A 22,428-nucleotide genomic window follows, 5' to 3' on the forward strand; every position below is an offset into this window, starting at 1 on the left:
GCACCAGCCGCCATTAGGTTCCATCACGGAAATGCGAGGCATGACGCAGCTAGGTTTGTTCGCCGACCCGCAGGAAGGCCCGGTCGGCCTTCGCTATACGGACAATTTTATCGATGGCGCCATCGAGCAGGAGCTGATCGGCCGCATCGCAGCATTACCGCTTCAGCGCTTCCAGTTCGGCGCGTTCGAGGGCAATCGCCGGGTGGCCTCCTTCGGCTACCGCTATGACTACGCGCTGCAGCGGCTCACCGAGGCCGAGCCGATCCCCGTGTGGGTGCGGCCCATTGCACGGCAGGTCGAGGCATGGGCGGGGCTCACCGAGGGCAGCGTGCAGCAGGTGCTGTGCACCGAATATGACGTCGGAGTCGGCATCGGCTGGCATCGCGACAAGCCGCATTTCGACAAGGTGCTCGGCCTATCGCTGGGCGCTCCTTGCAAATTCCGCTTCCGCCGCCGCAGCGGCGAGAAGTGGGAACGTCACACGCTCGAAGCCCTGCCGCGCTCGCTTTATCTGATGGATGGCGAGGCGCGCTCGCAATGGGAGCACAGCATTCCCCCGGTCGAGGCACAGCGCTACTCCATCACCTTCCGGACGATGAAGCGGCGGTAAGCAGGCCGCCCAAAACAAAAACTGCGAAAACAACCCCATGCACAGTAGAAACCGCTTTCCCGCTTGAGGCGGGGTCGCGCGACGCAACGGTTTGACACACCGGTGCAAAACCGCCGCTTCGCGCAACCGGCGCGAGGCTCGCGTCTTGCCTTCCAAATCCGGTTGCATGCTAGACTGGATGCCATCCACGGCAGGAGGGAAGCATGGCCGACAACAAGGCAAAGCGGGGCGGCGCCGATCGCGCCCTGATCGCACTCACCGAGAAATACGAAGTGGCCTACTGGTCGAAGAAGTTCAAGGTGACCCCGGCCAAGCTGAAATACGCAGTCAAGAAGGTCGGCCGCTCCGCCAAGAAGGTCGAGGACTACATCAAGCTCCAGAAGCACCGCGCGTCCGACAAGAGCCGGATCGCGCTCGGCGAGGCCTATGAGGTCCGCTACTGGTCGAAGAAATTCAAAATCACCCCGGCCAGGCTGAAGGCCGCCGTGGCCGCCGCCGGACATTCCTCCAAGAAGGTCGAGGCCTACCTTGCGGCCAAGAAGGCGGCGAAGAAGGGCAAGAAAGCCGTCAAGAAGACCGCAAAGAAGACCGTCAAGCGGAAGAAGGCCGCCTGAAGTTCCGGGAGAGAGGGATGAGATCCGGTCCAGCGATCCTCGCCTGCGCCCTCGTTGCCGGCGCATTCCCCCTTGCCGGCGCCGCCGCAGCCACGCCCGCAAAGGTCTCGGGCGCGACCGCGCTGGCGCTCGCGGGGGTGATCGCGCCGCTGTCCCCGGACCTGACCGGCGCCGAGAGGAAGGCGGTGGCGATGCTGTTCGCCGCCAATGCCGACATTCCCTACAAGAAGGCCATCGTGGTGACCGCGGACCGGATCGTCTGCCGCACCGGCAATGTCGACATCACCATTCGCAATTGCGAAGTGACCTTCGGCAAGAAGGTGAAGACCGTGAACGGCTCCACCGCCAACGAGATCTTCGCCACCGAAGCGCTGGCGGGCGTGCCGCCCGACGGCGCGGCGGGATCGAACTTCGAAAGCCTGTCCAAGCTGAGCTGCACGATCGATCCCAACGCGATCAGGCGCAAGGACGGCAGCGGCGCGGATTGCACCTTCCAGCCGGGGAATTGATGCAAGGCAAGACGCACGAGCCGCAAGTGCCGTGAAATCGCCTCAACACCAGCCAACTAATAAGGCGAATTGAGAAGACAGGCCCAGGGAGCGAGCCAATAACAGGCGCGCAAGGCCGGCACTATGATGAAGAATTACCTCGCATTTTTGCTGCTTTTGACCGTGACTGCCGCCTCCGCGCATGGCCCGCTGCCGGCTCGGCTGACGGCGCCGTCAGATCTTGTCCCGGCAGGCCTCACCGATTCCGACACGACCGCCGGCGGCACCGCGCGGCTGTGCGAGCAGGTCACCTTCTCGCGCGGCCTGCGCTACGGCGACAGCGAGGCCCAGGTGCTCGATGTCGCCGCCAGCGCGACCAAGGCGGATACGCCGCGGCCGGTGCTGCTGTTCGTGACCGGCGACAGCTTCACCGGCGACCGCGCCGCGCCGGACCTGGCCCGCGAAATCCAGGACCAGGCCATGTGCTTTGCCGCGCGCAACGACATGATCGGGGTCCGCGTCAACTATCGCCTGGCGCCGGCGGCGACCTGGCCGATGGGGGCGACCGACGTGGCAGCGGCGTTGTCCTGGATCCACGGCAATATCGACCTCTTCAACGGCGATCCCCGCGAGATCGTCGCGGTCGGCTATGGCGCCGGCGCCTTTCACGTCGCCACCCTGCTGGCGCATCCGGAGTTGCAGACCGACCGCGCCGACGTCGCCGGCGTCGTGCTGGTCTCGGGCATCTACCGCGTCGGCAAGGAGGCCAGCGACAGCGAGAAGGCCTATCTCGGCACGGACGCGACCCAATATGACAAGCGATCGGTCTTTCCCGGCATCCTCAATGTCGACGTCCCCATCGTGCTGGCCTGGGCCGCCGACGATTCCGCCGGCCTCGTGGCGCAGGGCGAGACGCTGAAGAAGACACTCTGCGGCGCCGGCCACTGCCCGCGCAGCGCACTGCTGCGCAGCCGCGACGGCATCGCCGCCGCGTTCGGCCTCGACGGCTCCGGCGACAGCCTCGCTGAACCGACGCTGCTGCTTGTGCATCAGCTCGAGGCGCGGGGGCTGCCGTAGGCGGGCAAGGGCTACAAATCCCAAACGCGATACAGTCCATCACCGTCATCCTGAGGTGGCCGCTCCTTCAGCGGCCCTCGAAGGACGACGGCCCGGCTCCGTCCGCGCGGTTGCCGCGGTGGCCGTTCATCCTTCGAGGCTCCCGGCGCGATGCTTTGCATCGCGCCACTCGCACCTCAGGATGACGGGTTAGATACAGGCGGCCCGGTCAACATGCCTGCCGTTTCGTTCGCCCAACAGGCCACAGGAATGACAAACGCTTGACCTAGATCAAGCGGCCTTGGTGCGGAGTGAGCCGACCTCGTTGGGGGCCAACGACAAGGGTTCGAACATGCGCGTCATCGGCAGGATGCTGTTCGTGTCCATGATTGCCGCCGCGTCGCTCGGCGCGATGTCGCAGCAGCAGCAGCACTCGGAGCAACTGCCAAGCGACAAGGAAATCCGCATCGGCAATCTCATGCCGTATTCGGGACCGCTGTCGGAGTTCGGCGCGATCGGCCAGGCGGAAGCCGCCTATTTCGACATGATCAATGCGCGTGGCGGCATCAACGGCCGCAGGATTCGCTTCATCACGCGCGACGACAATTCCGATCCGGCAAGCGCGCTGGAGCTGACGCGCAATCTGGTCGAGAAGGACGACGTGCATGTGATGTTCGGCTCGTTCGGCACGCCCGGCAATCTCGCCACGCGCTGGTACCTGAACGAGAAGAAGATCCCGCAGCTGTTCGTCGCCTCCGGCGACGAGGAGCTGAGCCAGGCCAGGGCGTTTCCCTGGACCATGGGCTGGCAGCCGTCGTTCCGATCGGAGGGGCGCATCTACGCCAACTACATCCAGGCCTATTATCCCAGGAAGAAGATCGTCGTGCTCTGGCAGAATGACCAGTTCGGGCGCCAGCTCTACAAGGGCATCCAGGAAGGCCTGGGTGACCTTAACCGCCACGTCCTCGTCGACATCGCCTTCGACATCAACGACGAGCATCTCGAAGGACACGTCTCGATCCTCAAGCGCGCCGGCGCCGACATCTTCGTCTTTCTCGGCGTGCCCTCGACCGCGTCCAAGGTGATCAAGCTGGCGGCGTCGCTGAAATGGCGGCCGGTCTTCATCGTGAACGATGCCTCGGCCACGATCGCCAATGCGATGGCGCCGGCGGGCCTGGAGAATTCTGCCGGCGTGATCTCGGCGGCGTTCCTGAAGGATCCGAGCGATCCCGCCTGGAAAGACGATCCCGCCATGAAGGAATGGTTCACGTTCATGGACAGGTATCATCAGGTCGAAAGCACCAACAGCAGCGCGGCGATCTACGGCTACGCCGCGGCCGAGGCGCTGACGCAGGTGCTGAAGCAATGCGGCGACGATTTTTCGCGCGACAACATCATGCGCCAGGCGGCCTCGCTCAGGGACTATCAGCCTTCGGTCGCCTTGCCCAACATCAGGATGAACACCTCGCCGGAACGCTATCTGCCGATCAGGCAGATGCGGCTGGTGCAGTTCGACGGCCGTTCGTGGCAGCCTTTTGGTGACGTGATCGAGACGGCGTTCACGGAAGGCGCGGCGCGGTGAGAGTTGGACTCTTACCCTCCCCTGGAGGGGGAGGGTCGATCGCGCGCAACGCGAGCGGGGTGGGGTGATCTCTCCCCACGGGCAGCATTCGATGCGGAGAGACCGTCACCCCACCCCGTCTCACATTGCGCTACGCTTCATGTGAGCCGACCCTCCCCCTCCAGGGGAGGGTAAGAAAGCACCCTCACGCCGGCTTGAGCGAGGCCAGCGCGTTCTCCAGCAGTGAGCGCACGCGGGCGGCGTCGCCTGATTTCACCATGGCCGGGTCGAGATAGAGCTCGAGACCGGGCGCGCGCTCGGTGATGATGCCGCTCTTTTCCGCCGCGGCGTCGTTCAGCGCGTCGACCGAATAGGGAATGACCTCGCGGCTGATGCCCTTCATCGTGATCGCCGGCAGCGCGTGGGCGCGGACGATGTCGCTGACGAGGGCGAAGGTCTCGTAGCTCAGCACGATGCCGCCGGGCTCGGCGATGGATTGCAGGCGCGCGGCGAGGTTCGCTTCGGCACCGATGATGGTGTAGTCCATGCGGTCGCTGCTGCCGAAATTGCCGACATTGCAATAGCCGGAATTGATGCCCATGCGCGAGCGGAACGGCTGCTCGATGCCGGACGCCCGCCATTTCGCGTTGAGCTCGGCAAGGCGCTGCTGCATGCGCCAGGCCATCTGCAGACAGGCCTCTGCGTCCGCGCGGTCGCCCCTGGTCTCGGGGTCGCCGAAGAAGATCAACATGGCATCGCCGATGAACTTGTCGATGGTGCCGCCATATTCGAGCGCGATCGCCGACATCTCGGTGAAATATTCGTTGAGCAGCTGCGTCAGCTGCTCCGGCTGGAGCCGCTCCGCGGTCGCAGTGAAATTCTGGATGTCGGAGAAGAAGATGGTGAGCTTCTTGCGCTCGGTGTGGATGGTGACGTCCTTCTGGCCCGAGAAGATGCTCTTGTAGACCTGCGGCGGGATGTAGCGCGAGATCTTCATCGACAGCGAAGCCAGGAAGTCGTTGGCGGATTCGAGCTCCTTGTTCATGGTCTTGATGCGGCGCGCCTGGCGGCGCTGCAGCGACAGGAACGACAGGCCGCTGCCGGCCGCGATCAGGAAATAGGCCAGCAGGAACTTGAACGAGAAGATGTTGGCGGCAATCGGCTGGGCGATGATCACCTCCTGGATGCCTCTGACGTCGCCGACCTTCCAGTCCTTCTTCGGGCTCTCGGGATGGCTGTTGTGGCAGCTGACGCAGGCCGGCCCCATGGTAACAGGCGCGATCAGGCGGACCTTGTCTGAGAACAGCGAGGTCTCGGTCTCCACGATCTTCTGCTCGGGATCCCTGCGCAGCGCATCGAGCGCGTCCTTCTCGAACTTGTCGAGCTGGTGCGGGGCACGGTTCTGGAACGGGAAGTCCGAGACGAAGCGGTAGGTGATGTTCTCCTGCTGCGCGCCGATCACCCGGCCGAGCTCGAGCGACAGCGTCGCCGGGATCGGGATCGCGCCGGGGACGGATTCGTAGTTGTGAACGACCCTGGTGGTGCCGTTGGGATTGGCGAGCACCCGCCCGACCACATTGGTCGCGTAATAGCTGCGCACGCTGGTGATCACCGAATTGAGATCGGCGGCCTGCCGGCGCAGCGCGGTCTTGGAGAGCTCGGTCAGGTCCAGCCACACCGCGAGCGGCAGGGCAAGCAGCAGGAAGGCGATCACGGCGCCGATGAGGATGCCGCTCTTGCGCTGTTCTTCGGAGATCTCTTGTTTCACTCTGTGGCTCCGTCGTGTGCGATTTTGTCGCAAAGTCGAGGGATTTGCGGCAAGGAATGCGGCGGCACAGAGCCAATAAAAGCAGGCCGGCGCAACCCCATTTCATGGTGGTCGCGGCAGGCGGCTGTTCGTTTCATCACAACCGTTTAAGATCGGCATGAACCTGCATTCACTCCGCCGGGAGATTCCATGACTGAGACCATCCGTATCAAGCGCTTTGTCGCGCGCCCCGTGATCGTGCCGATGAACCTGCCGCTCCAGACCTCGACCGGAGCCGTCGCAAAAGCACCGCTGGTGCTGATCGACTGCGAGACCGACCAGGGCGCGGTGGGGCACGCCTATCTGTTCTCGATCACGCCGTCGGCATTGAAGCCGCTGACCGCGATGGTCACGGAGATGTCGGAGCTCGTCGCCGGCGACGAGCTGCTGCCGTTCGAGATCGAGCGCAAGCTGACCCAGCGCTTCACCCTGCTGGGCCTCGCCGGCCTGCAGCGGCTGGCGCAATCCGGCATCGACATGGCGGCCTGGGATGCGCTGGCGCGCACACGCGGCCTGCCGCTGGCGCGCCTGCTCGGCGGCGCACCGAAGCCGGTCAAGGCCTACAATTCGAAGGGCCTCGGCATCATGCCGGCGGGCGCCGCGGTGGAGGAGGCGCATAAGCTGCTGGCCGATGGTTTTCACGCCGCAAAGATCCGTGTCGGACGGAGCGATGCGCGGGAGGACCTCGCCGTCGTCCGCGCGGTGCGCAAGGCCGTCGGCGACGAGGTGACGCTGATGTGCGACTACAACCAGGCGCTCACGGTCACCGAAGCGATCCGCCGCGGCGAGATGCTCGACGACGAGGGCCTGAGCTGGATCGAGGAGCCGATCCGCCACGACGACTACGCCGGGAACGCCCGCATCGCGGATGCGCTGCGCACGCCGGTCCAGATCGGCGAGAACTTTGACGGCGCGTTTGCGATGCAGTCCGCGCTGTCGGCGGAGGCCTGCGACTACGTCATGCCCGACGTCCAGCGCATCGGCGGCGTCACCGGCTGGCTCCGTGCCGCTGCGCTCGCGCACGCCGCCGGCATCGAGATGTCGACGCACCTGTTCTCGGAAGTCAGCGCGCATCTGCTCTGTGTGACGCCGACCGCGCACTGGCTGGAATATGTCGACTGGGCCGACGCGGTGCTGGCGAGCCGGCTGACGATCAAGGACGGCTTTGCGCTGCCGAGCGAGGAGCCGGGCAACGGGATCGCGTGGGACGAAGCGGCGGTGGCCAGATATCTCGTGACATAGGGCCGCTTCCTACGCCCGAACGGCGGCGATCATGTTCAGCTCGACCGGCGCTCCCCGCGGCAACTCGGCGACGCCGACGGACGTACGCGTGTGACGGCCGCGATCGCCGAGGCGTTCGATCAGCCGGTCGGAGGCACCGTTCATGACCTGCGACTGCTGGGTAAATCCAGGCGCCGAAGCGACGTATCCCACGACCTGCAGAACCTGGACGATCCTGTCCTCGCCGCCCGTTGCGTGGTTGATGGCTGCAATACAGAGATCGGCGCAGAGCGCCGCCGCCTCCTGGGCGGCCGCGATGTCGACACCCGCGCCGACCTTGCCTGCATACAGCAGGTCTTCGCCGCGACGCGGCAGCTGACCGCTGACATACGCAATTCCACCGTGGATGATCACCGGCAGGTAGTTGCCGCCGGGCTTGTTCACACTGCTCATCTCGCCAACCTGTCTTCCTTTCACGTCCGGCAAAGCGACACATCGCGCCGAACGCCGCAACCTCGATCGCGCCGGGCGCATCGCCGAGGCGGATGAGCGGACAATGGCAGGCGGCGAGTCACGGATCAAGGCTGCGCGGCCTTTGCATGCCAAAGGCGGTGCCGATCCAGTCGCACAAGACCTCGCCCGCGCGCATTGCACAGCGGCGGCGCGCGCGATAACGATCCCCATGACCACCTGGCGCCCTCATCCCCACATCCGCGTCGTCGCGATCGGCCTGCACTGGCGGAACGGACGGCTGCTGGCGGCCGAGGTTCGCGACGATGCGGGGCGGATCAAGGGCGTGCGTCCGCTCGGCGGCGCGATCGAGTTCGGCGAGAGCTGGCGGGCCGCTCTGGTGCGGGAATTCAACGAAGAGCTCGGCATCGACGTCATCATCACGGGTGAGCCCTTGATGCTGGAGAACATTTTTGTGCACGAGGGATCGACCGGGCACGAGGTGATGTTCATCGCCGAGGTCGCGTTTCCGGAGGGCGCCTTCAACGGCCAGGACCGCATCGACTTCCGCGAGGATAACGGAGAGGAGATCGTCGCGCGCTGGTTCGATCTCTCCGATCTCGACGTGGATGGCGGGCCGAGCCTCTATCCGACCGGGTTGAAAGGCCTGCTGCTCGCGAGCAAACTCTCCACTCCGTCATCCTGAGGTGCGAGTGGCGCGATGCAAATGCATCGCGCCGGGAGCCTCGAAGGATGAACGGCCCGGATACAGCGGGGCCGTCGCCCTTCGAGGGCCGCTGAAGAAGCGGCCACCTCAGGGTGACGGTTATAGACTGGCGCGCGCTGCCTCCACGTCGTCATTGCGAGCGCAGCGAAGCAATCCAGACTTTGACCCGCGGAAAGATTCTGGATTGCTTCGCTGCGCTCGCAATGACGGAGCGCTACCACACCTCCGCGCCCGGGATCTTCTTCCGCACTGCCATGCGCTGGATCCAGATGCAGCGGCGGACGGATCTGTTGGAACGGCCGACGGCGGATATCCCCTCGCCGGCCTGCAGCAGCGGTGCCACGTTCTGGCGCAGCTCGCGGCAGCGCTGGAGCTCGGCCTGCCAGTCGATGATCGCGGCGTCGGCGCGTGACGCCATCAACGCCAGCGCCGCCACGGCAAGACAGCTGGTCCGCATCGTTCCCCTCACTGTGATCCACCTTCGTCGCGCCGATAACGGAAGTCGCAATAAGACGCGCCCTGCATGATGGTCTGCGTGTGCGTGAGCCTGACGTCGGGGCCGAACCCGTCCGCGGTCGCGGATGCACCGGACGATAACTCAACTTCGTGTTGCTGGCGAGAGCTCGCCTCGTGCGTGCCACAACATCCGAAAGGCTCGACTAACCCTTCCGTGATCTCGGGGCTACCGCCGATCGTGCAATCCTGAAAATGCGGGCGCCGCCATCAATGGTATGACGATCAGCATTCAAATGATGCCTGCAAACGACCAGAGGTGAACATGACCCGGCCCGAAACGTCTCCAAGCACCATCAGGCCACCACGATTTTCACGACGCCGTCATGTTGCGGCGACGACCGCGGCGCTGCTTCTCGCCGCAACGTTCTGGTCGGCCGGAGGCGCGCGCGCTGCCGCAAACGACGCCGAGGCGCGGACCATCTTCGAAAGATTCATCGTGGCGCAGAATGCACATGACGCGGACGCGGTGAAGGCCATGCTCCTGAATTCGCCCGGCACGCTGCTGTTCGCCAGAGGCATCGAGACGCGCGGCCGCGATGACGTCGCCGCGCGCTTCAAGACCTATTACGAGGGCACCTGGCACCTCGAGCCCGACATGTCGAAATTCCACGTCGCCGTGCTCTCCAACGAGGTCATGCAGATCCTCGTCCCCATCGTTTTCACGCGCGCGCTTCCGGGCAAGCCGCCGCAGCAGAATACGTTTCTGATCAGCCAGACCTATGTTCGGGACGCGACCGGCTGGCACGTCGCCTCGATCATGCCGGTCGCGAATACGGAACTGAAGTAGAGGGGATTGCTAGCCGTCTTGTAGCCCGGATGGAGCGCAGCGTAATCCGGGACAGTTTTCGAGGGGATAGACCCCGGATTGCGCTTCGCTCCATCCGGGCTACGCGCTGAAGTAGAGGGGATTGGGCTTGCCTAGCCGAAGCTCGCGGCTACAAGCCCGCCTGCGCCCTTTGGGCTTCGGCGTGGCATCCTTCTCTCTGCTATCGCGAGCGAAGGATGGTGGGCACGACAGGGATCGAACCTGTGACCCCTACCATGTCAAGGTAGTGCTCTCCCGCTGAGCTACGTGCCCTAATAGTCCACTTACGTCGGGTGGGGTCCCTATAACGGCTCAGGGGACCCGGCGCAAGGACGGAACGGGGCCGATTTAGGCCGCCAGCATCTTGTTCACTTCGCTGACCAATTCGCGCAGATGCACGGGCTTGGACAGCACCTTGGCGTTCTTGGGGGCGTCCGAATCCGAGTTCAGGGCGACCGCGGCAAAGCCGGTGATGAACATGATCTTGATGTCGGGGTCGAGTTCCGAGGCCCGGCGGGCGAGCTCGATGCCGTCCATTTCCGGCATCACGATGTCGGTCAGTAGCATCTCGAACGGCTCTTCCCGCAGCCGCTGATAGGCGGCCATGCCGTTGTCATGGGACGAGACCTGAAAACCGGCGTTTTCCAGCGCCTTGACCAGGAAACGGCGCATGTCGTTGTCGTCTTCGGCGAGCAGGATCTTTGGCATGGCAGGAAACGTCGAATCCCCAGAGGATATCAGCAGAGGTCACTTAGCCCGACAGAGGGTAAATTTGGGGTGAAAATCTTTACCATGGGCCGGCTGCGCTGCCGGCTCTTTGTGGACCCGAACGGGCTCCGAATCAATCGAGCCGGATGAGCCAGTCCCACCCCGATGCCCGCACGGTTAAGACATGTTCCAGCGTCCATCACATCTTTTCGCTTGGCAGAATGGTTGCGATTCCGGACAATGACGACACATAAGAGCCGCTCGACCGGCCGAATCATTCGATCCGGGGCCATGCCGGATCGTGCGGCGCCAAGGGGGCGAAGCCTGAGTAAGGGACGAAGCCTGAGAAGATGACCCGGTTTGACGGCGAGATGTCGCCAGCGTTCGAGATCTTCGAGCCCGCCGAATGGCGCGCGCCTGTCATCTTCAACTCGCCCCATTCCGGCTCGACCTATCCGGACGAATTCCTGGCGGCGTCGCGGATCGACCTGCCGACGCTGCGGCGCTCGGAAGACTCGTTCATGGACGAGCTGATCGGTCACCTGAGCGCGCGCGGCTTCCCGACCGTGCGGGTCAACTTTCCCCGCTCCTATGTCGACGTGAACCGCGAGCCCTATGAGCTCGACCCCCGCATGTTCAGCGGGCGCCTGCCGAGCTTTGCCAATACCCGCTCGATGCGGGTCGCCGGCGGCCTCGGCACAATTCCGCGCGTGGTCGGCGACGGCCAGGAGATCTATCGCGACCGCATCCTGGTCGACGACGCGCTGGGGCGGATCGAGACGCTGTACAAGCCCTATCATCGCGCGCTGCGCCGGCTGATCAACAAGGTGCACCAGATGTTCGGCACCGTGGTGCTGGTCGACTGCCATTCGATGCCGTCGGTCGGCGTCAGCAGGGACGAGCCGCGCCGGCCGGACGTCGTGATCGGCGACCGCTACGGCACCAGCTGCACGCCGCTGCTCCCTGACCGGGTCGAGGAGACCATGACGGGGCTCGGCTATTCGATCGGCCGCAACAAGCCCTATGCCGGCGGCTTCATCACCGAGCATTACGGCAATCCCGCGAGCGGCCTGCACGCGGTCCAGCTCGAGCTCAACCGCGCCATCTACATGGACGAGCGACGGCGCGAGCGCAGCCCGCGCTTTGCGCAAGTCGCCTCCGACTTCGCGGTGCTCGCCGACGTGCTGGCCACCACGATCCCGTTCGGAGATCTCGGCCCGTTCCAGGCCGCGGCGGAATAGACGACAGCTTTTTCTTCGCGCGCGCCCGGCGCGCGCATCGGGCGCGAACGCATTTGCGCTTCGCCTTGCTGCGCGCTTTGAAATGAAAGCAGAGGCCCAAAGAAAAAAGGGCCGCTTCTAATGAAGAAGCGGCCCAAGTCTAGGGAGGAAACGCCCAAGGAGGGCAGCGGTAACGCAGAGCGCTACCGCACCGCAACAATATGCGGCCGCGGCGCACAAAGTGCAAGGGCTTTTGAGCGGTTTCCCATGCACTACGCACATGGCTCAATTGCTTTAAGAGAAACCTGGATTCAGTTTCTTTAAGGAATTTCAATGGGTTGATAGTCATTTGCATACGAACAAGGCATGGTCGGAACTAAGTTTTCAACTCTGTGATCGATATTTGGCCAGCAGATGACTCGAATGAGGCAGCGGCCTTCGGCATTCAAAATACCAGGGTGCAAATCAAGACAGCGCTGCACGCGGGAGGCGAATTGAGCTAGGCAGGAGCGAGCTTCACACTGACTTTCGTTTTGAGGAACTCACCGTGACGGTGATCGACTTCTCCGCCTTCATCGGACGGCTCGCCACCGCCTCCGGCGAAACCATCCTGCCGTTCTTCCGCACCTCGCTGTCGATCGACGACAAGAGCAAGACCAAGGATTTCGACCCCGTGACGGAGGCCGACCGCGCCGCTGAAGCGGTGATGCGGCGGCTGATCAAGGCGAGCTTCCCCCAGCACGGCATCGTTGGCGAGGAATTCGGCAATGAGCGCGAGGACGCCGACTATGTCTGGGTGCTCGACCCCATCGACGGCACCAAATCCTTCATCGGCGGCTTTCCGATCTGGGGCACGCTGATCGCGCTGCTGCACAAGGGCACGCCGGTGTACGGCATGATGCACCAGCCCTTCATCGGCGAGCGTTTTTCCGGCGACAACGGTTCGGCCAATTACAAGGGCCCCTCCGGCGAGCGCCGGCTCCAGGTCCGCCGCTGCGCCTCGCTGTCGGAGGCGACGACCTACACCACTTCGCCGCTGCTGATGAACGAGCGCGACCGCGCCACCTTCGGCCGCATCGAGCAGGGCGCGCGGCTGTCGCGCTATGGCGGCGATTGCTACTCCTATTGCATGCTGGCGGCCGGCCATGTCGATCTCGTGGTCGAGACCGAGCTGAAGCCTTACGACATCGCAGCCTTGATCCCGATCGTGACCGGCGCCGGCGGCGTCGTCACCACCTGGGAAGGCAAGCCGGCCCAGGGCGGCGGCCGCATCGTCGCCGCGGGCGACGCCAGGGTTCACGAAGAAGCACTGAAGCTGCTCAACCAATAACAAACGCGAGCGGGAGGCTTGCATGATCATCTCACGCAGGCTGCTCGTTGAATTGTTTTTGGGACTATTCCTGTTGCTGCCGTCAGCGGTGGCGGCGCAGAATTTTCCCGCCAAACCGATCAAGCTGATCGTTCCGTTCCCGGCCGGCGGCCCCAACGACATCATCGCCCGCGTGATCGGCCAGCGCATGTCCGAGCTGTCAGGCCAGCCGGTGCTGATCGACAATCGCGGCGGCCAGGGCGGCGTGCTCGGCACCGATGCGGTCTCAAAGGCCGCGCCCGATGGCTACACCATCGCGATCTCCTCGGCCGGCGCGCTCGCGATCAGCCCGAGCATGGAACGGGTCGCCTACGACACCCAAACCGACCTCACGCCGGTGACGCTGGTTGCGACCGTGCCGGAAATGCTGGTGGTCGCCACCAATGTGCCCGCCAAGGACATCGGCGAGCTGATCGCGCTGGCGAAAGCGCAGCCCGGAAAGCTCAACTTCGCCTCCTCCGGCCCCGGCAGCCTGCCGCATCTCGCCGGCGAATTGTTCAAGCTGACGGCCAAGATCGACATCGTGCACGTGCCCTATCGCGGCGCCGCGCCTGCGGTGAACGATCTGCTCGGTCAGCAGGTGCAGATGACCTTCCTCGATCTCCCGGTGCTGCTGCCGCAGGTCAAGGCGGGCGCGCTGCGGCCGATCGCGATGGGCTCAGCCGAGCGCGCCCCGACCGCGCCCGAGGTGCCGACCATGGCGGAAGCGGGCTTTGCTGATCTGCGCATCGAGAACTGGTACGGCATGGTGGCACCGAAGGGCACGCCGAAGGAGATCGTCAGGGCGCTGCATGCCCTGGCGACCAAGGCGATGGCGGATCCGGCGGTGAAGGAGAAGCTTAGCCAGCAAGGCGCGACGCTGGTCGGCGACGAGCCGGAGCATTTTCGCGCCTTCATCGCCGATGAGACGAAGAAGTGGGCGAAGGTGATCAAGGACGCCGGCGTCGAGACCGCGAAGTAGGTCTCTCTTACCCTCCCCTGGAGGGGGAGGGTCGCTTCGCATGCAGCGAAGCGGAATGCGGAGCGGGGTGGGGTGATCTCTCCACTCGGACACCGCTTCAATGGATAGACTGTCACCCCACCCCGTCACGCAATCTCGCTTTGCTCGATCGCGTGCCGACCCTCCCCCTCCAGGGGAGGGTAAGCGCAGAGCTCACACCGCCTCTGCCCGCAGATGCTCCACCAGCATCTTCGCCGGCCTCGGCAGCGTCTTAAAGCTGCGCGCGCAGATCACGAGGCGGCGATTGGCCCAGGCATCGCGCAGGCGGACCATGGCGAGCGGCATCAGCTTGGCGCAGCGGCGCGCGGCGGATATCGGCACCAGCGCGATGCCGACATCGGCGGCGACCATCTGGCAGATCGCGTCGAAGTCGCGCAGGCGCGCGCGGTAATGCGGGCGCATGCCGAGCCGGGCGGCGTGCTTCGAAATGTGCATCTGGAGCGCAGTGGCGCTGGTGAGCCCGACGAAGTCGCAAGCGCCCGTCTCCTGAAAATCGATCTGGCGGCGGCCGGCGAACGGGCCGCGCCGCGAGGTCACCAATGTCAGGTGATCCTCGCTGAACACGAACCGCTCGATATGGTCGGGCAGCGCGTGCTCGGCGGCGAAGCCGAGATCGGCGGCCCCCGCGGTGATCGCGGCGGCGATGTCGGTGCTCTCGCGCTCCTCGATGTCGACGGCGACATCGCGGTGCTCGTGCAGGAATCCGGCCAGCGCCTTCGGCAGGTGCTCCGACAGGCCGGAGGTGTTGACGAGGAAATGCACGCTGGCGCGCACGCCGCTGGCAAAGCCGGCGAGATCGCCGCGCATGGCGTCGATCTGGTGGATCACGAGCCGGGCATGGTCGAGCAGGCTCTCGCCGGCCGCGGTCAACTCGACGCCGCGGCGGCCACGCTTGAGCAGCGCGACGCCGAGCGCATCCTCGAGCCCCTTGATGCGCGCGCTGGCCGAGGCCAGCGCCAAATGCGACCGCTCCGCACCGCGCGTGATGCTGCGCTGGTCGGCGACCGCAATGAAGAGCTGGAGATCGACGAGATTGAAACGCATGGCGGGCCTCTCCAACCTTGTTGACAGAGCACGATCTCTCGGAAAACCGCTCCACACTTTGCGCTGACGCGGCCCTGCGGGTCCGGCTCGTGCTCCAGCCTTCGTAGCTCACGAAGGCTGTCTCCGTAACCTTCAGATTGTGCCCGGGCGCGGCATCGGTCAATGTGCCGGCATGATCGACCCGCTTCTCATTGTCATCGCCGCCGTGTTCCTGGCCGCCGGATTCGTCAAGGGCGTGATCGGGCTCGGCCTGCCGACCGTGTCCATGGGCCTGCTCGCGGTGAGCATGGCCCCGAGCCGCGCCATCGCCATCGTGATCGTGCCGGCCATCGTCACCAACATCTGGCAGACTTTTGTCGGCCCCTATTTGCGCGACATCCTCAAGCGGCTGTGGCCACTGATGATCGGCACCGTGATCGGCTGCTGGCTCAATGCCGGCGCGCTGACCGGCCCCCATGCGCGCTACGGCACCATCGTGCTCGGCGTCCTGCTCGTCATCTACGCCGTGATCGGGCTGAACAAGTTCCATTTCCGCGTTGCGCCCAAGAACGAGAAATGGGTCGGCGGCGTGGTCGGTGTCATCACCGGCGTGATCTCGGCCTCGACCGGCGTGCAGGTGATCCCGTCGATGCCGTTCATGCAGGCGATCGGCATGGAGAAGGACGAGCTGGTGCAGGCGCTCGGCGTGTTCTTCACCACCGCGACGCTGGCGCTCGCCTTCAACCTCACCGCCGGCGGATTGATGACGCCGGCCAATGCCGTGCCCGGCGCCGTGGGCCTTGCCATGGCCTTTGCGGGCATGTTCATCGGCCAGTCCGTGCGGGCGCGGATGCCGGCGGCAGCGTTCCGCCGCTGGTTTTTGATCGCGATGATCCTGCTCGGACTTTATCTGGCGGGCAGCGCGCTGCTGAAGGAATTCGCGTAAACGCAGATCGTAGGGTGGGTTAGCCTTGCGGATTGCGCGACGCGCAAACCGCGAGGCGTAACCCACCACGTCGCTCAGCGATCGCGGAAGCATGGTGGGTTACGCCTGGCGACTGCGCTTCGCGCAGCCGCAAGGCTAACCCACCCTACGCAGTCATCATTCGTTCGAACGAGTTACCGGCTCTCCAGCATCGCGACGCGGATGCCGAGATACACGAACAGGCCGCCGAGCGCGCGGTTGATCCAGGCGATCGCGCCCTCGGATTGCCGCAGCCGGTTGGCGGCCTTGGCCGCGAACGCGGCAAGCACCAGGCACCACAACGTCCCCGTAAAGATGAAGATCAGGCCGAGCGTCAGGAAAGCGAGCGGCTTGTGGGGCGCGTCGGCTGCGACGAATTGCGGCAGGAAGGCCAGGAAGAACAGCGCAACCTTGGGATTGAGCGCATTGGTGAAGACGCCTTGCAGGAACACCCGCCGCAGCGAGCTCCGCTCCGGCTCGTCGATGGCCGACGCCAGCGCCGGCCGGGACCACAGCATCTGAATGCCGGTCACGACCAGATAGGCCGCGCCAACCAGCTTCAGGATCGAGAACGCCGTCGAGGAGGCCATCAGCAGAGCCGAAAGGCCGATCGCCGCGCCCGCGACATGGAAAAAGCAGCCGCAACTGATGCCAAATGCCGCGGCCGCGCCGCCCCGCCAGCCCATCTGCATGCTGCGGCCGATCACATAGACGCTATCGGGCCCCGGCGTGATGTTGAGCAGTATGCCCGACAGGATGAACAGCCAGATTTCGTGAATGCCCAGCATCTCAAATCCCCCGCCCAACCCGCCTCGCGGCCCTGAAAGCCGGGCTTAGTCGGTTCGCTCCGCCCCGTCCACCGCCGGGATTGCGTGGGATTTACTTCGAATTTGCAATGCGGTTGATACTTTCACTCGGCCCCATCTGCTTTATAAAGGCAGGGTTCTTGAAATGCAGGATTCGAGGCGACTGCCACGCCGTGGCCGGTCGTCGATCCCTTGGAGCTCCCGGGATATGGAAAGACGTCTGGCCGCCATTGTCTGCGCCGATGTCGCCGGCTATTCGCGCATGATGGGCAGCGACGAAGCCGGCACCCATGCCGCCTTCAAGGCCCATCGCGCCGCGATTCACCCCATCATCCTCAATCACGGCGGCCGCGTCGTGAAGAACACCGGCGACGGCTTCCTGCTGGAGTTCGCCTCCATCGTCGGCGCCACCGAGGCGGCGATCGCGATGCAGACGGTGATGGCAGAGCGCAACCACCATCTCCCGGCCGAGCGCGCCATGCAATTCCGGCTCGGCATCCACATGGGCGACGTCATCGCCGATGAGGACGAAGTCTTCGGTGACGATGTCAACATCGCCGTCCGCCTCGAATCCGTGGCGAGCCCCGGCGGCTTCGCCATCTCGGCCAAGGCCTACCGGGAGGCGTGCAAGCATCTCACCGTGCCGCTGACCGATGCCGGCAACCACCGCTTCAAGAACATCAAGGATGCGGTCGGGGTCTTTACCTGGATGCCCGAGGGCGCGCCGGCGCTCGCGCCCGAGCTGCGGGAAGCATCCGCGCTCTCACAGCAGTACCGCACGGCGATCGTCGGCGTGCTGCCCTTTGCCAATCTCAGCGACGCCCAGGACGAATATTTCTCCGACGGCCTCACCGAGGATCTGATCCACGCGCTCTCGCTGCAATCCTTCTATCGCGTGCTGAGCCGCAACTCGACCTTCGCCTTCAAGGGCAAGAATTTGAGCACGCGCCTGATCGCGCGCGAGATCGACGCCACCTATCTGATCCAGGGCTCGGTGCGGCGCGCCGGCGCCAAGATCCGCGTCACCGCCGAGCTGATCGCGCCGGAGACCGGCGAGCAGCTCTGGACCGGCCGCTATGACCGCGACATCGGCGATTTGTTCGCGATGCAGGACGAGATCACCACCAATCTGTCCGCCGCCATCGCCACCGAGATCGTTCGGGCGGAAGCCTCGGCGCCGGCGCGGCTCTCGACCGACGTGACCGCCTGGGACCGCTTCCTCAAGGGACTGTCCCATTACTACCGGCAGACCAAGGAAGATCTGGCCGCCGCCGTCGACCTGTTCCGGGAGGCCATTGGGCTCGATCCCAAACTGTCGATCGCGCATGCTTATCTTGCCACGATCCAGATCCAGAGCATCCAGTTCGGCTGGGTCAAGGGCACGCGGGAGATGTGGGCCGAGGCGATGAACCTCGCCGAGACCAGCGTCCGGCTCGACCCGCGCTCCTCCTTCGCGTTCTCGATCCTGTCCTGGGCCCATGCGATGGAGGGACATTACGAGGCCGCGATGGACGCCGCCAAGCGCGCGGTCGCGCTCAACCCCTATGACAACGGCGCACGCGGCGTGCTCGGCATCTGCCATTTCGTCATCGGCGAGCATCGCGAGGCGATCGAGCTGTTCTCGATGGCGGCGCAGCGCGACAACAGCGACCCGCGCTACCAATGGGCCGCGCTGAACGCCTTCAGCCATTATCTCCTAAGACAATATGACGCGACCCTGTCGTGGGCCCGCGAGCAACTCTACATCAACCCGAACCACATGCAGGCGCTGGCGATCCGCGCCGCAGCGCTGGCGCAACTCGGCCGGACCGACGAGGCCGACGAGGCCACCAAAGTGCTCATGACGAACTACCCGACCCTGAATGTCGACCGTCACCTGCGCAATTTCCACTGGAAGCGGCCCGAGAATCTCGCCCATTACCGCGAGGGACTGCTGAAGGCCGGCGTGCCGCTCGGCAAGCTGACCCTGATCCAGAGCGACGTCAAACGCGCCGCCGAGTCCTGACGGGCCGGCCGCGGTCCCGCCACGCCCCCTTTCGCACACCCCCTCGGCGATCTCGCGCCTGCCCTTATTGACAGGACAGTGAATTCAGCCACGTTTCGTCACACGCTCAGGTAGTATAGTCTGCTGTCGGTTTGTTAGGACTTTCCGCGCTTGATCGGCGCGTCTTTTTTGCGATTCGCTGTTTTCAGGATTTTGGGCCATGCATGACCGCTCTTCGAAGCCGCCCTTCGACCCCTCGATCCAGGTCTCGCCGAACAATCCCTGTCCATTCCTGCGCGGCCTCGTCGGCGAAGGCTTCGTCGACGGCGGGACCGTCCCGCTCCGGACGCTGTCGCAGACCATCGCGAATGCAAGCGGCGAGGCTGGGCTGAAGAAGACCTCGGCCCGCATCCAGGTCCGCGGCGTCGCGCTGATCGCCAACGGCGCCTGTCACATCCTGCAGAGCATCTTCTGGGGCGCGCAGCTCAATGGCTTGCGCGGTGGCCCGCTCGACAAGCTCGGCGCCGGCTCGCGCATCCTTGGCGTCGACGGTCGCGTCAACGAGGACGAGATCGCCCGGCTTGCCAGTTTCGGCGGCACCTATACCGATCCCGACGGCGGCGCCGAGACCGGGCTCAACGCCTCGCAAATCCAGATCTTCATGAAGGACAACCTCAAGCGCGCCGGCAAGCAGGCGCGCTGGTACTACCCCATCCTGATGAAGTTCGAATGGCCGATCCTGCTCAAGATCATGGGCAAGGGTCAGGGTGATGACCGCTATCTCAGCGTGGCCGAGGTGAGGACGTTGTTCAACGAGCGCAAATTCCCTGACAGGATCACCCAGCGGGTCGTCAGCCAGCCGGTCACCCCGCCCTCGCTGATACTGCGCGCGGCCGGCGGACTGGTCGCCGCGCTCCTCGTCTTTGGCGTCGTGGCGCTGCGCTTTCCCGATCAATTCCAGCCGATGCTGCCCGGCATCCTCGGGGACCTCGTGGCCCCGCCATTGCCTACGCAGGTCGAACCGCGAGCCGCGTACTGGCTCGAGCAGAACTGGGCGCTGGAGGACCGGCACTGGTTTCATCACACCAGCCAGGGCACCGCGACCTTCCCGGTGCCCTATAGCTGGTTCATGGCGCTCGAGCAGCCGCGGCTTCATTTCTTCGCAAAGCCCGGGATGCTGCATGACAGCGACCATCTGCAGCGCTTCGGCTTCATCCCGAGCCCGCAGACGATCAACACCGACGACGCCACGCTGCGCCGGTTCGGCTATGCCAACGTCTACGACAAGACGAAGCCGGTGCCGGCGCGGCTCTGGGATCCGCCGGTCAACTGGGGTGCCCAGGCTGAGAACGTCGGCGGCCTGCCCGTCGGCTTTGCACGCATGACCGGCGTACCCGATCCCGCGACCGGCAAGGTCGGCGAGGACCGGATCGGCCTGACCTGCGCCGCCTGCCACACCGGCCAGATCCACTACAAGGGCATCGACATCCGCTTCGATGGCGGCCCGGCGATGACCGACCTCAGAAAGCTCGAGGTCACGACCGGCCTGTCGATCGCCTACACGCTCTATGTGCCGGGCCGCTTCACGCGCTTCGCCGATCGCGTGCTCGGCCCCTCCGCCAGCGATGCGGACCGCGATGCGCTGAAGCAGAAGCTGAGCGCGATCGGCACCTTCCTGGTCGACTGGGAGAAGACCTACGCGAAGACCATCGAGGGCAAGACGCGGTATAACGAGAAGACCAAGCGGGACGAGCCGCAGCAGGACACCGAGGAAGGCTATGGCCGCCTCGACGCGCTCAACCGCATCGGCAACCAGGTCTTCTCCCAGGACATGGCGCTCAGCGGCCTCAGCGGCTTCGAGAAGAATCTGCATGCCAAGGACGCGCCGGTCAGCTTCCCGCCGATCTGGACCGTGCCCTGGCTCAAATACGCGCAATACGACGCGTCCATCGAACAGCCGCTGATCCGCAATGCCGGCGAAGCGCTGGGCGTGACCGCGCTGCTCAATTTGTCCGACAACTCTCCCAAGGACACGCTGTTCCGCTCGTCGATGGACATCAAGAATCTGAACTGGATCGAGGATCTGCTGAAGGGATCGGCGCCCTATCCGAAAAAGCAGCTCTCCGGGCTGACATCGCCGAGATGGCCGTCGGACATCTTCGGCGATGATGCCTGGAAGATCGATGGCGACCGCGTCAAGCGCGGCCGCAAGCTCTATGCGGAGATCTGCACCGAATGCCATCTCGGTCCGGTCAACGATCCCGTGTTCGACACCGAATTTCCGAGCCAGAGCATCTGGTCCTCGTCACGCTGGGAAACCATCGGCGACGACAAATTCCTGAACGAGGTCCAGAAAAGCGCCAAGGGCATGGGGACCGACCTCGCTCAGGCCAGCGTGCTGGCGACGCGGACGGTTCAGGTGCCGGGCTATCTCAAGCTCGATCCCACGCAGAATCTCAATGCCTGGTGGAACTGCAATCTGCCGGATATTTCGTCGACCGACATGCCCTACTCGATCGGCCTGATGGTGCTCGTCGACATCGTCGCCCGCAAGGCGATGGACGATGCCAAGATCGACCCGAAGGTCCAGCAGGCCTGGTGGGGCAAGCGCAAGAACTGCCCGAATCCCGGTCCGCAGCCGCCCGACAAGAAGGAGCCGGGGCCCTGGTATCGCGCGCGCCCGCTCAACGGCGTCTGGGCCACCGCACCTTACCTGCACAACGGATCGGTGCCTTCGCTGTACTGGATGCTGAGCCCTGCAGCCGAGCGTCCCAAATCGTTCTGCATGGGTGGCGGCCGCGACTACGATCCGAAGCAGGTCGGCTTCGCGGTCGCCGACGGCGAGAGCTGCAAGACCGGGCAGTCGCGCTTCTCGACGCGCGCGTCTGACGGCACCGACATGTACGGCAACAGCAATGCCGGCCACTCGTTCGACGGCACGCCGGGCCCCGGCAAGGACGGCACCATCGGCCGCGTGCTCAAAGAGCAGGAGCGCTACGACCTGATCGAGTATCTGAAGACGCTGTAGGGCCTATTCCTTCGCCTCTCCCCGCTCTTGTCCGCCGAAGCTTCAGCGAAGGCGGATGCGGGGGAGAGGGCGGAATGCATCCACGCCGTCATTGCGAGGAGCACTTGCGACGAAGCAATCCAGACTGCCTCCGCGGAGACAGTCTGGATTGCTTCGCTGCGCTCGCAATGACGGAGTCGTCCGTGAAGAAGGACTAAGCCACTGATCGGGAATCTCGATTTGGGCTAAGGGGCATTTCCAGATTGCAAGGTTTTGATGCTTTGGGCGTCAGAACCTTGCGATTTGGTTTTCGTGGATTCCCTCGAAGCGGGAAGCATGATTCCTTGTCTGCATCGGAGGGAACGATGCGGCCGAAGAAGCACAAGACGACGGGATCGAACGATCTGTTCCGGGCTCGGCTCGACCAGATCATCAATATGAAGCACGAGCTGGTTCTGCTCGCCGGCAAGGTCGATTGGGACTGGATCGACG

General features: G+C 64.6%; 21 protein-coding genes and 1 tRNA gene. 14 read left to right on the forward strand and 8 right to left on the reverse strand.

Annotated elements, in window-relative coordinates; translation table 11 throughout:
* Nucleotides 1-40 precede the first annotated feature (40 nt).
* The 5 genes from IQ16_RS24290 (at nt 41) to IQ16_RS24310 (ending at nt 4,350) form a co-directional block, all read left to right on the forward strand.
* Entirely contained in the window at nt 41-610 is a 570-nt protein-coding gene (locus tag IQ16_RS24290; protein WP_018648509.1) for an alpha-ketoglutarate-dependent dioxygenase AlkB, read from the forward strand.
* Nucleotides 611-813: 203 nt separating this feature from the next.
* A complete protein-coding gene (locus IQ16_RS24295; RefSeq protein ID WP_018648510.1) occupies nt 814-1,224 on the forward strand; it encodes a DUF3606 domain-containing protein in 411 nt (136 codons plus the stop codon).
* A 17-nt stretch (nt 1,225-1,241) separates the two neighbouring features.
* Complete coding sequence (locus IQ16_RS24300) at nt 1,242-1,733, forward strand: hypothetical protein (RefSeq protein WP_018648511.1); 492 nt, start codon at nt 1,242-1,244, stop codon at nt 1,731-1,733.
* A gap of 126 nt (nt 1,734-1,859) precedes the next feature.
* Nucleotides 1,860-2,789: a carboxylesterase family protein gene (locus IQ16_RS24305; protein WP_020608165.1), complete on the forward strand. Its 930-nt coding sequence runs from the start codon at nt 1,860-1,862 to the stop codon at nt 2,787-2,789.
* 331 nt (nt 2,790-3,120) lie between these two features.
* The gene (locus tag IQ16_RS24310; protein ID WP_026312911.1) at nt 3,121-4,350 is read left to right on the forward strand and encodes an ABC transporter substrate-binding protein; all 1,230 of its coding nucleotides are present in this window, start codon (nt 3,121-3,123) and stop codon (nt 4,348-4,350) included.
* Between the two features lie 184 nt (nt 4,351-4,534).
* Here IQ16_RS24310 and IQ16_RS24315 read toward each other — a convergent pair whose 3' ends face one another.
* Nucleotides 4,535-6,097: an adenylate/guanylate cyclase domain-containing protein gene (locus IQ16_RS24315; protein ID WP_018648514.1), complete on the reverse strand. Its 1,563-nt coding sequence runs from the start codon at nt 6,095-6,097 to the stop codon at nt 4,535-4,537.
* A gap of 189 nt (nt 6,098-6,286) precedes the next feature.
* On the opposite strand from IQ16_RS24315, the gene IQ16_RS24320 reads away from it, so the two are divergent.
* Nucleotides 6,287-7,378 carry an enolase C-terminal domain-like protein gene (locus tag IQ16_RS24320; RefSeq protein WP_018648515.1) on the forward strand — a complete coding sequence of 364 codons (1,092 nt, stop codon included), beginning with the start codon at nt 6,287-6,289 and terminating at the stop codon, nt 7,376-7,378.
* Nucleotides 7,379-7,387: 9 nt separating this feature from the next.
* Here IQ16_RS24320 and IQ16_RS24325 read toward each other — a convergent pair whose 3' ends face one another.
* A complete protein-coding gene (locus IQ16_RS24325; RefSeq protein ID WP_018648516.1) occupies nt 7,388-7,810 on the reverse strand; it encodes a RidA family protein in 423 nt (140 codons plus the stop codon).
* A 229-nt stretch (nt 7,811-8,039) separates the two neighbouring features.
* Between IQ16_RS24325 and IQ16_RS24330 the strand changes: the two genes are divergently transcribed.
* Entirely contained in the window at nt 8,040-8,513 is a 474-nt protein-coding gene (locus tag IQ16_RS24330; RefSeq protein ID WP_035668494.1) for an NUDIX hydrolase, read from the forward strand.
* Between the two features lie 235 nt (nt 8,514-8,748).
* Here the strand turns inward: IQ16_RS24330 and IQ16_RS24335 are convergent, their stop codons facing one another.
* Together IQ16_RS24335 and IQ16_RS46640 are read right to left on the reverse strand one after the other, a co-directional pair.
* Nucleotides 8,749-8,991, reverse strand: a complete 243-nt coding sequence (locus IQ16_RS24335) for a hypothetical protein (RefSeq protein ID WP_018648518.1) — start codon at nt 8,989-8,991, stop codon at nt 8,749-8,751.
* Between the two features lie 8 nt (nt 8,992-8,999).
* Nucleotides 9,000-9,227, reverse strand: a complete 228-nt coding sequence (locus IQ16_RS46640) for an L-2-amino-thiazoline-4-carboxylic acid hydrolase (RefSeq protein WP_321175598.1) — start codon at nt 9,225-9,227, stop codon at nt 9,000-9,002.
* A gap of 85 nt (nt 9,228-9,312) precedes the next feature.
* Here IQ16_RS46640 and IQ16_RS24345 point away from each other — a divergent pair, with 85 nt between their 5' ends.
* Entirely contained in the window at nt 9,313-9,837 is a 525-nt protein-coding gene (locus IQ16_RS24345) for a Cif family virulence factor (RefSeq protein WP_018648519.1), read from the forward strand.
* A gap of 216 nt (nt 9,838-10,053) precedes the next feature.
* On the opposite strand, the gene IQ16_RS24350 is transcribed toward IQ16_RS24345, so the two are convergent.
* Nucleotides 10,054-10,128: transfer RNA gene (locus IQ16_RS24350), tRNA-Val, on the reverse strand.
* Nucleotides 10,129-10,203: 75 nt separating this feature from the next.
* On the reverse strand, nt 10,204-10,563 hold the full coding sequence (gene cpdR, locus IQ16_RS24355; RefSeq protein ID WP_007597092.1) for a cell cycle two-component system response regulator CpdR: 360 nt from the start codon (nt 10,561-10,563) through the stop codon (nt 10,204-10,206).
* A gap of 350 nt (nt 10,564-10,913) precedes the next feature.
* Between cpdR and IQ16_RS24365 the strand changes: the two genes are divergently transcribed.
* The 3 genes from IQ16_RS24365 (at nt 10,914) to IQ16_RS24375 (ending at nt 14,113) form a co-directional block, all read left to right on the forward strand.
* Nucleotides 10,914-11,804, forward strand: coding sequence for an N-formylglutamate amidohydrolase (locus tag IQ16_RS24365; protein ID WP_018648520.1), 891 nt, complete (start codon nt 10,914-10,916; stop codon nt 11,802-11,804).
* Between the two features lie 526 nt (nt 11,805-12,330).
* Complete coding sequence (gene hisN, locus IQ16_RS24370) at nt 12,331-13,113, forward strand: histidinol-phosphatase (protein ID WP_018648521.1); 783 nt, start codon at nt 12,331-12,333, stop codon at nt 13,111-13,113.
* A gap of 22 nt (nt 13,114-13,135) precedes the next feature.
* Nucleotides 13,136-14,113, forward strand: coding sequence for a Bug family tripartite tricarboxylate transporter substrate binding protein (locus IQ16_RS24375; protein WP_018648522.1), 978 nt, complete (start codon nt 13,136-13,138; stop codon nt 14,111-14,113).
* 192 nt (nt 14,114-14,305) lie between these two features.
* On the opposite strand, the gene IQ16_RS24380 is transcribed toward IQ16_RS24375, so the two are convergent.
* Nucleotides 14,306-15,196 (reverse strand): LysR substrate-binding domain-containing protein, encoded by an 891-nt coding sequence (locus IQ16_RS24380; protein ID WP_018648523.1) that lies wholly within the window; start codon nt 15,194-15,196, stop codon nt 14,306-14,308.
* Between the two features lie 172 nt (nt 15,197-15,368).
* Between IQ16_RS24380 and IQ16_RS24385 the strand changes: the two genes are divergently transcribed.
* On the forward strand, nt 15,369-16,121 hold the full coding sequence (locus IQ16_RS24385) for a sulfite exporter TauE/SafE family protein (protein ID WP_018648524.1): 753 nt from the start codon (nt 15,369-15,371) through the stop codon (nt 16,119-16,121).
* Nucleotides 16,122-16,294: 173 nt separating this feature from the next.
* On the opposite strand, the gene IQ16_RS24390 is transcribed toward IQ16_RS24385, so the two are convergent.
* Nucleotides 16,295-16,927: a LysE family translocator gene (locus IQ16_RS24390; protein ID WP_018648525.1), complete on the reverse strand. Its 633-nt coding sequence runs from the start codon at nt 16,925-16,927 to the stop codon at nt 16,295-16,297.
* A gap of 226 nt (nt 16,928-17,153) precedes the next feature.
* On the opposite strand from IQ16_RS24390, the gene IQ16_RS24395 reads away from it, so the two are divergent.
* Nucleotides 17,154-18,950, forward strand: a complete 1,797-nt coding sequence (locus tag IQ16_RS24395; RefSeq protein ID WP_026312912.1) for an adenylate/guanylate cyclase domain-containing protein — start codon at nt 17,154-17,156, stop codon at nt 18,948-18,950.
* A gap of 199 nt (nt 18,951-19,149) precedes the next feature.
* Entirely contained in the window at nt 19,150-21,957 is a 2,808-nt protein-coding gene (locus IQ16_RS24400; protein WP_018648527.1) for a di-heme-cytochrome C peroxidase, read from the forward strand.
* Nucleotides 21,958-22,428 lie beyond the last annotated feature (471 nt).

The organism is Bradyrhizobium huanghuaihaiense (genome assembly GCF_007830635.1).
GTDB lineage: Bacteria > Pseudomonadota > Alphaproteobacteria > Rhizobiales > Xanthobacteraceae > Bradyrhizobium > Bradyrhizobium huanghuaihaiense.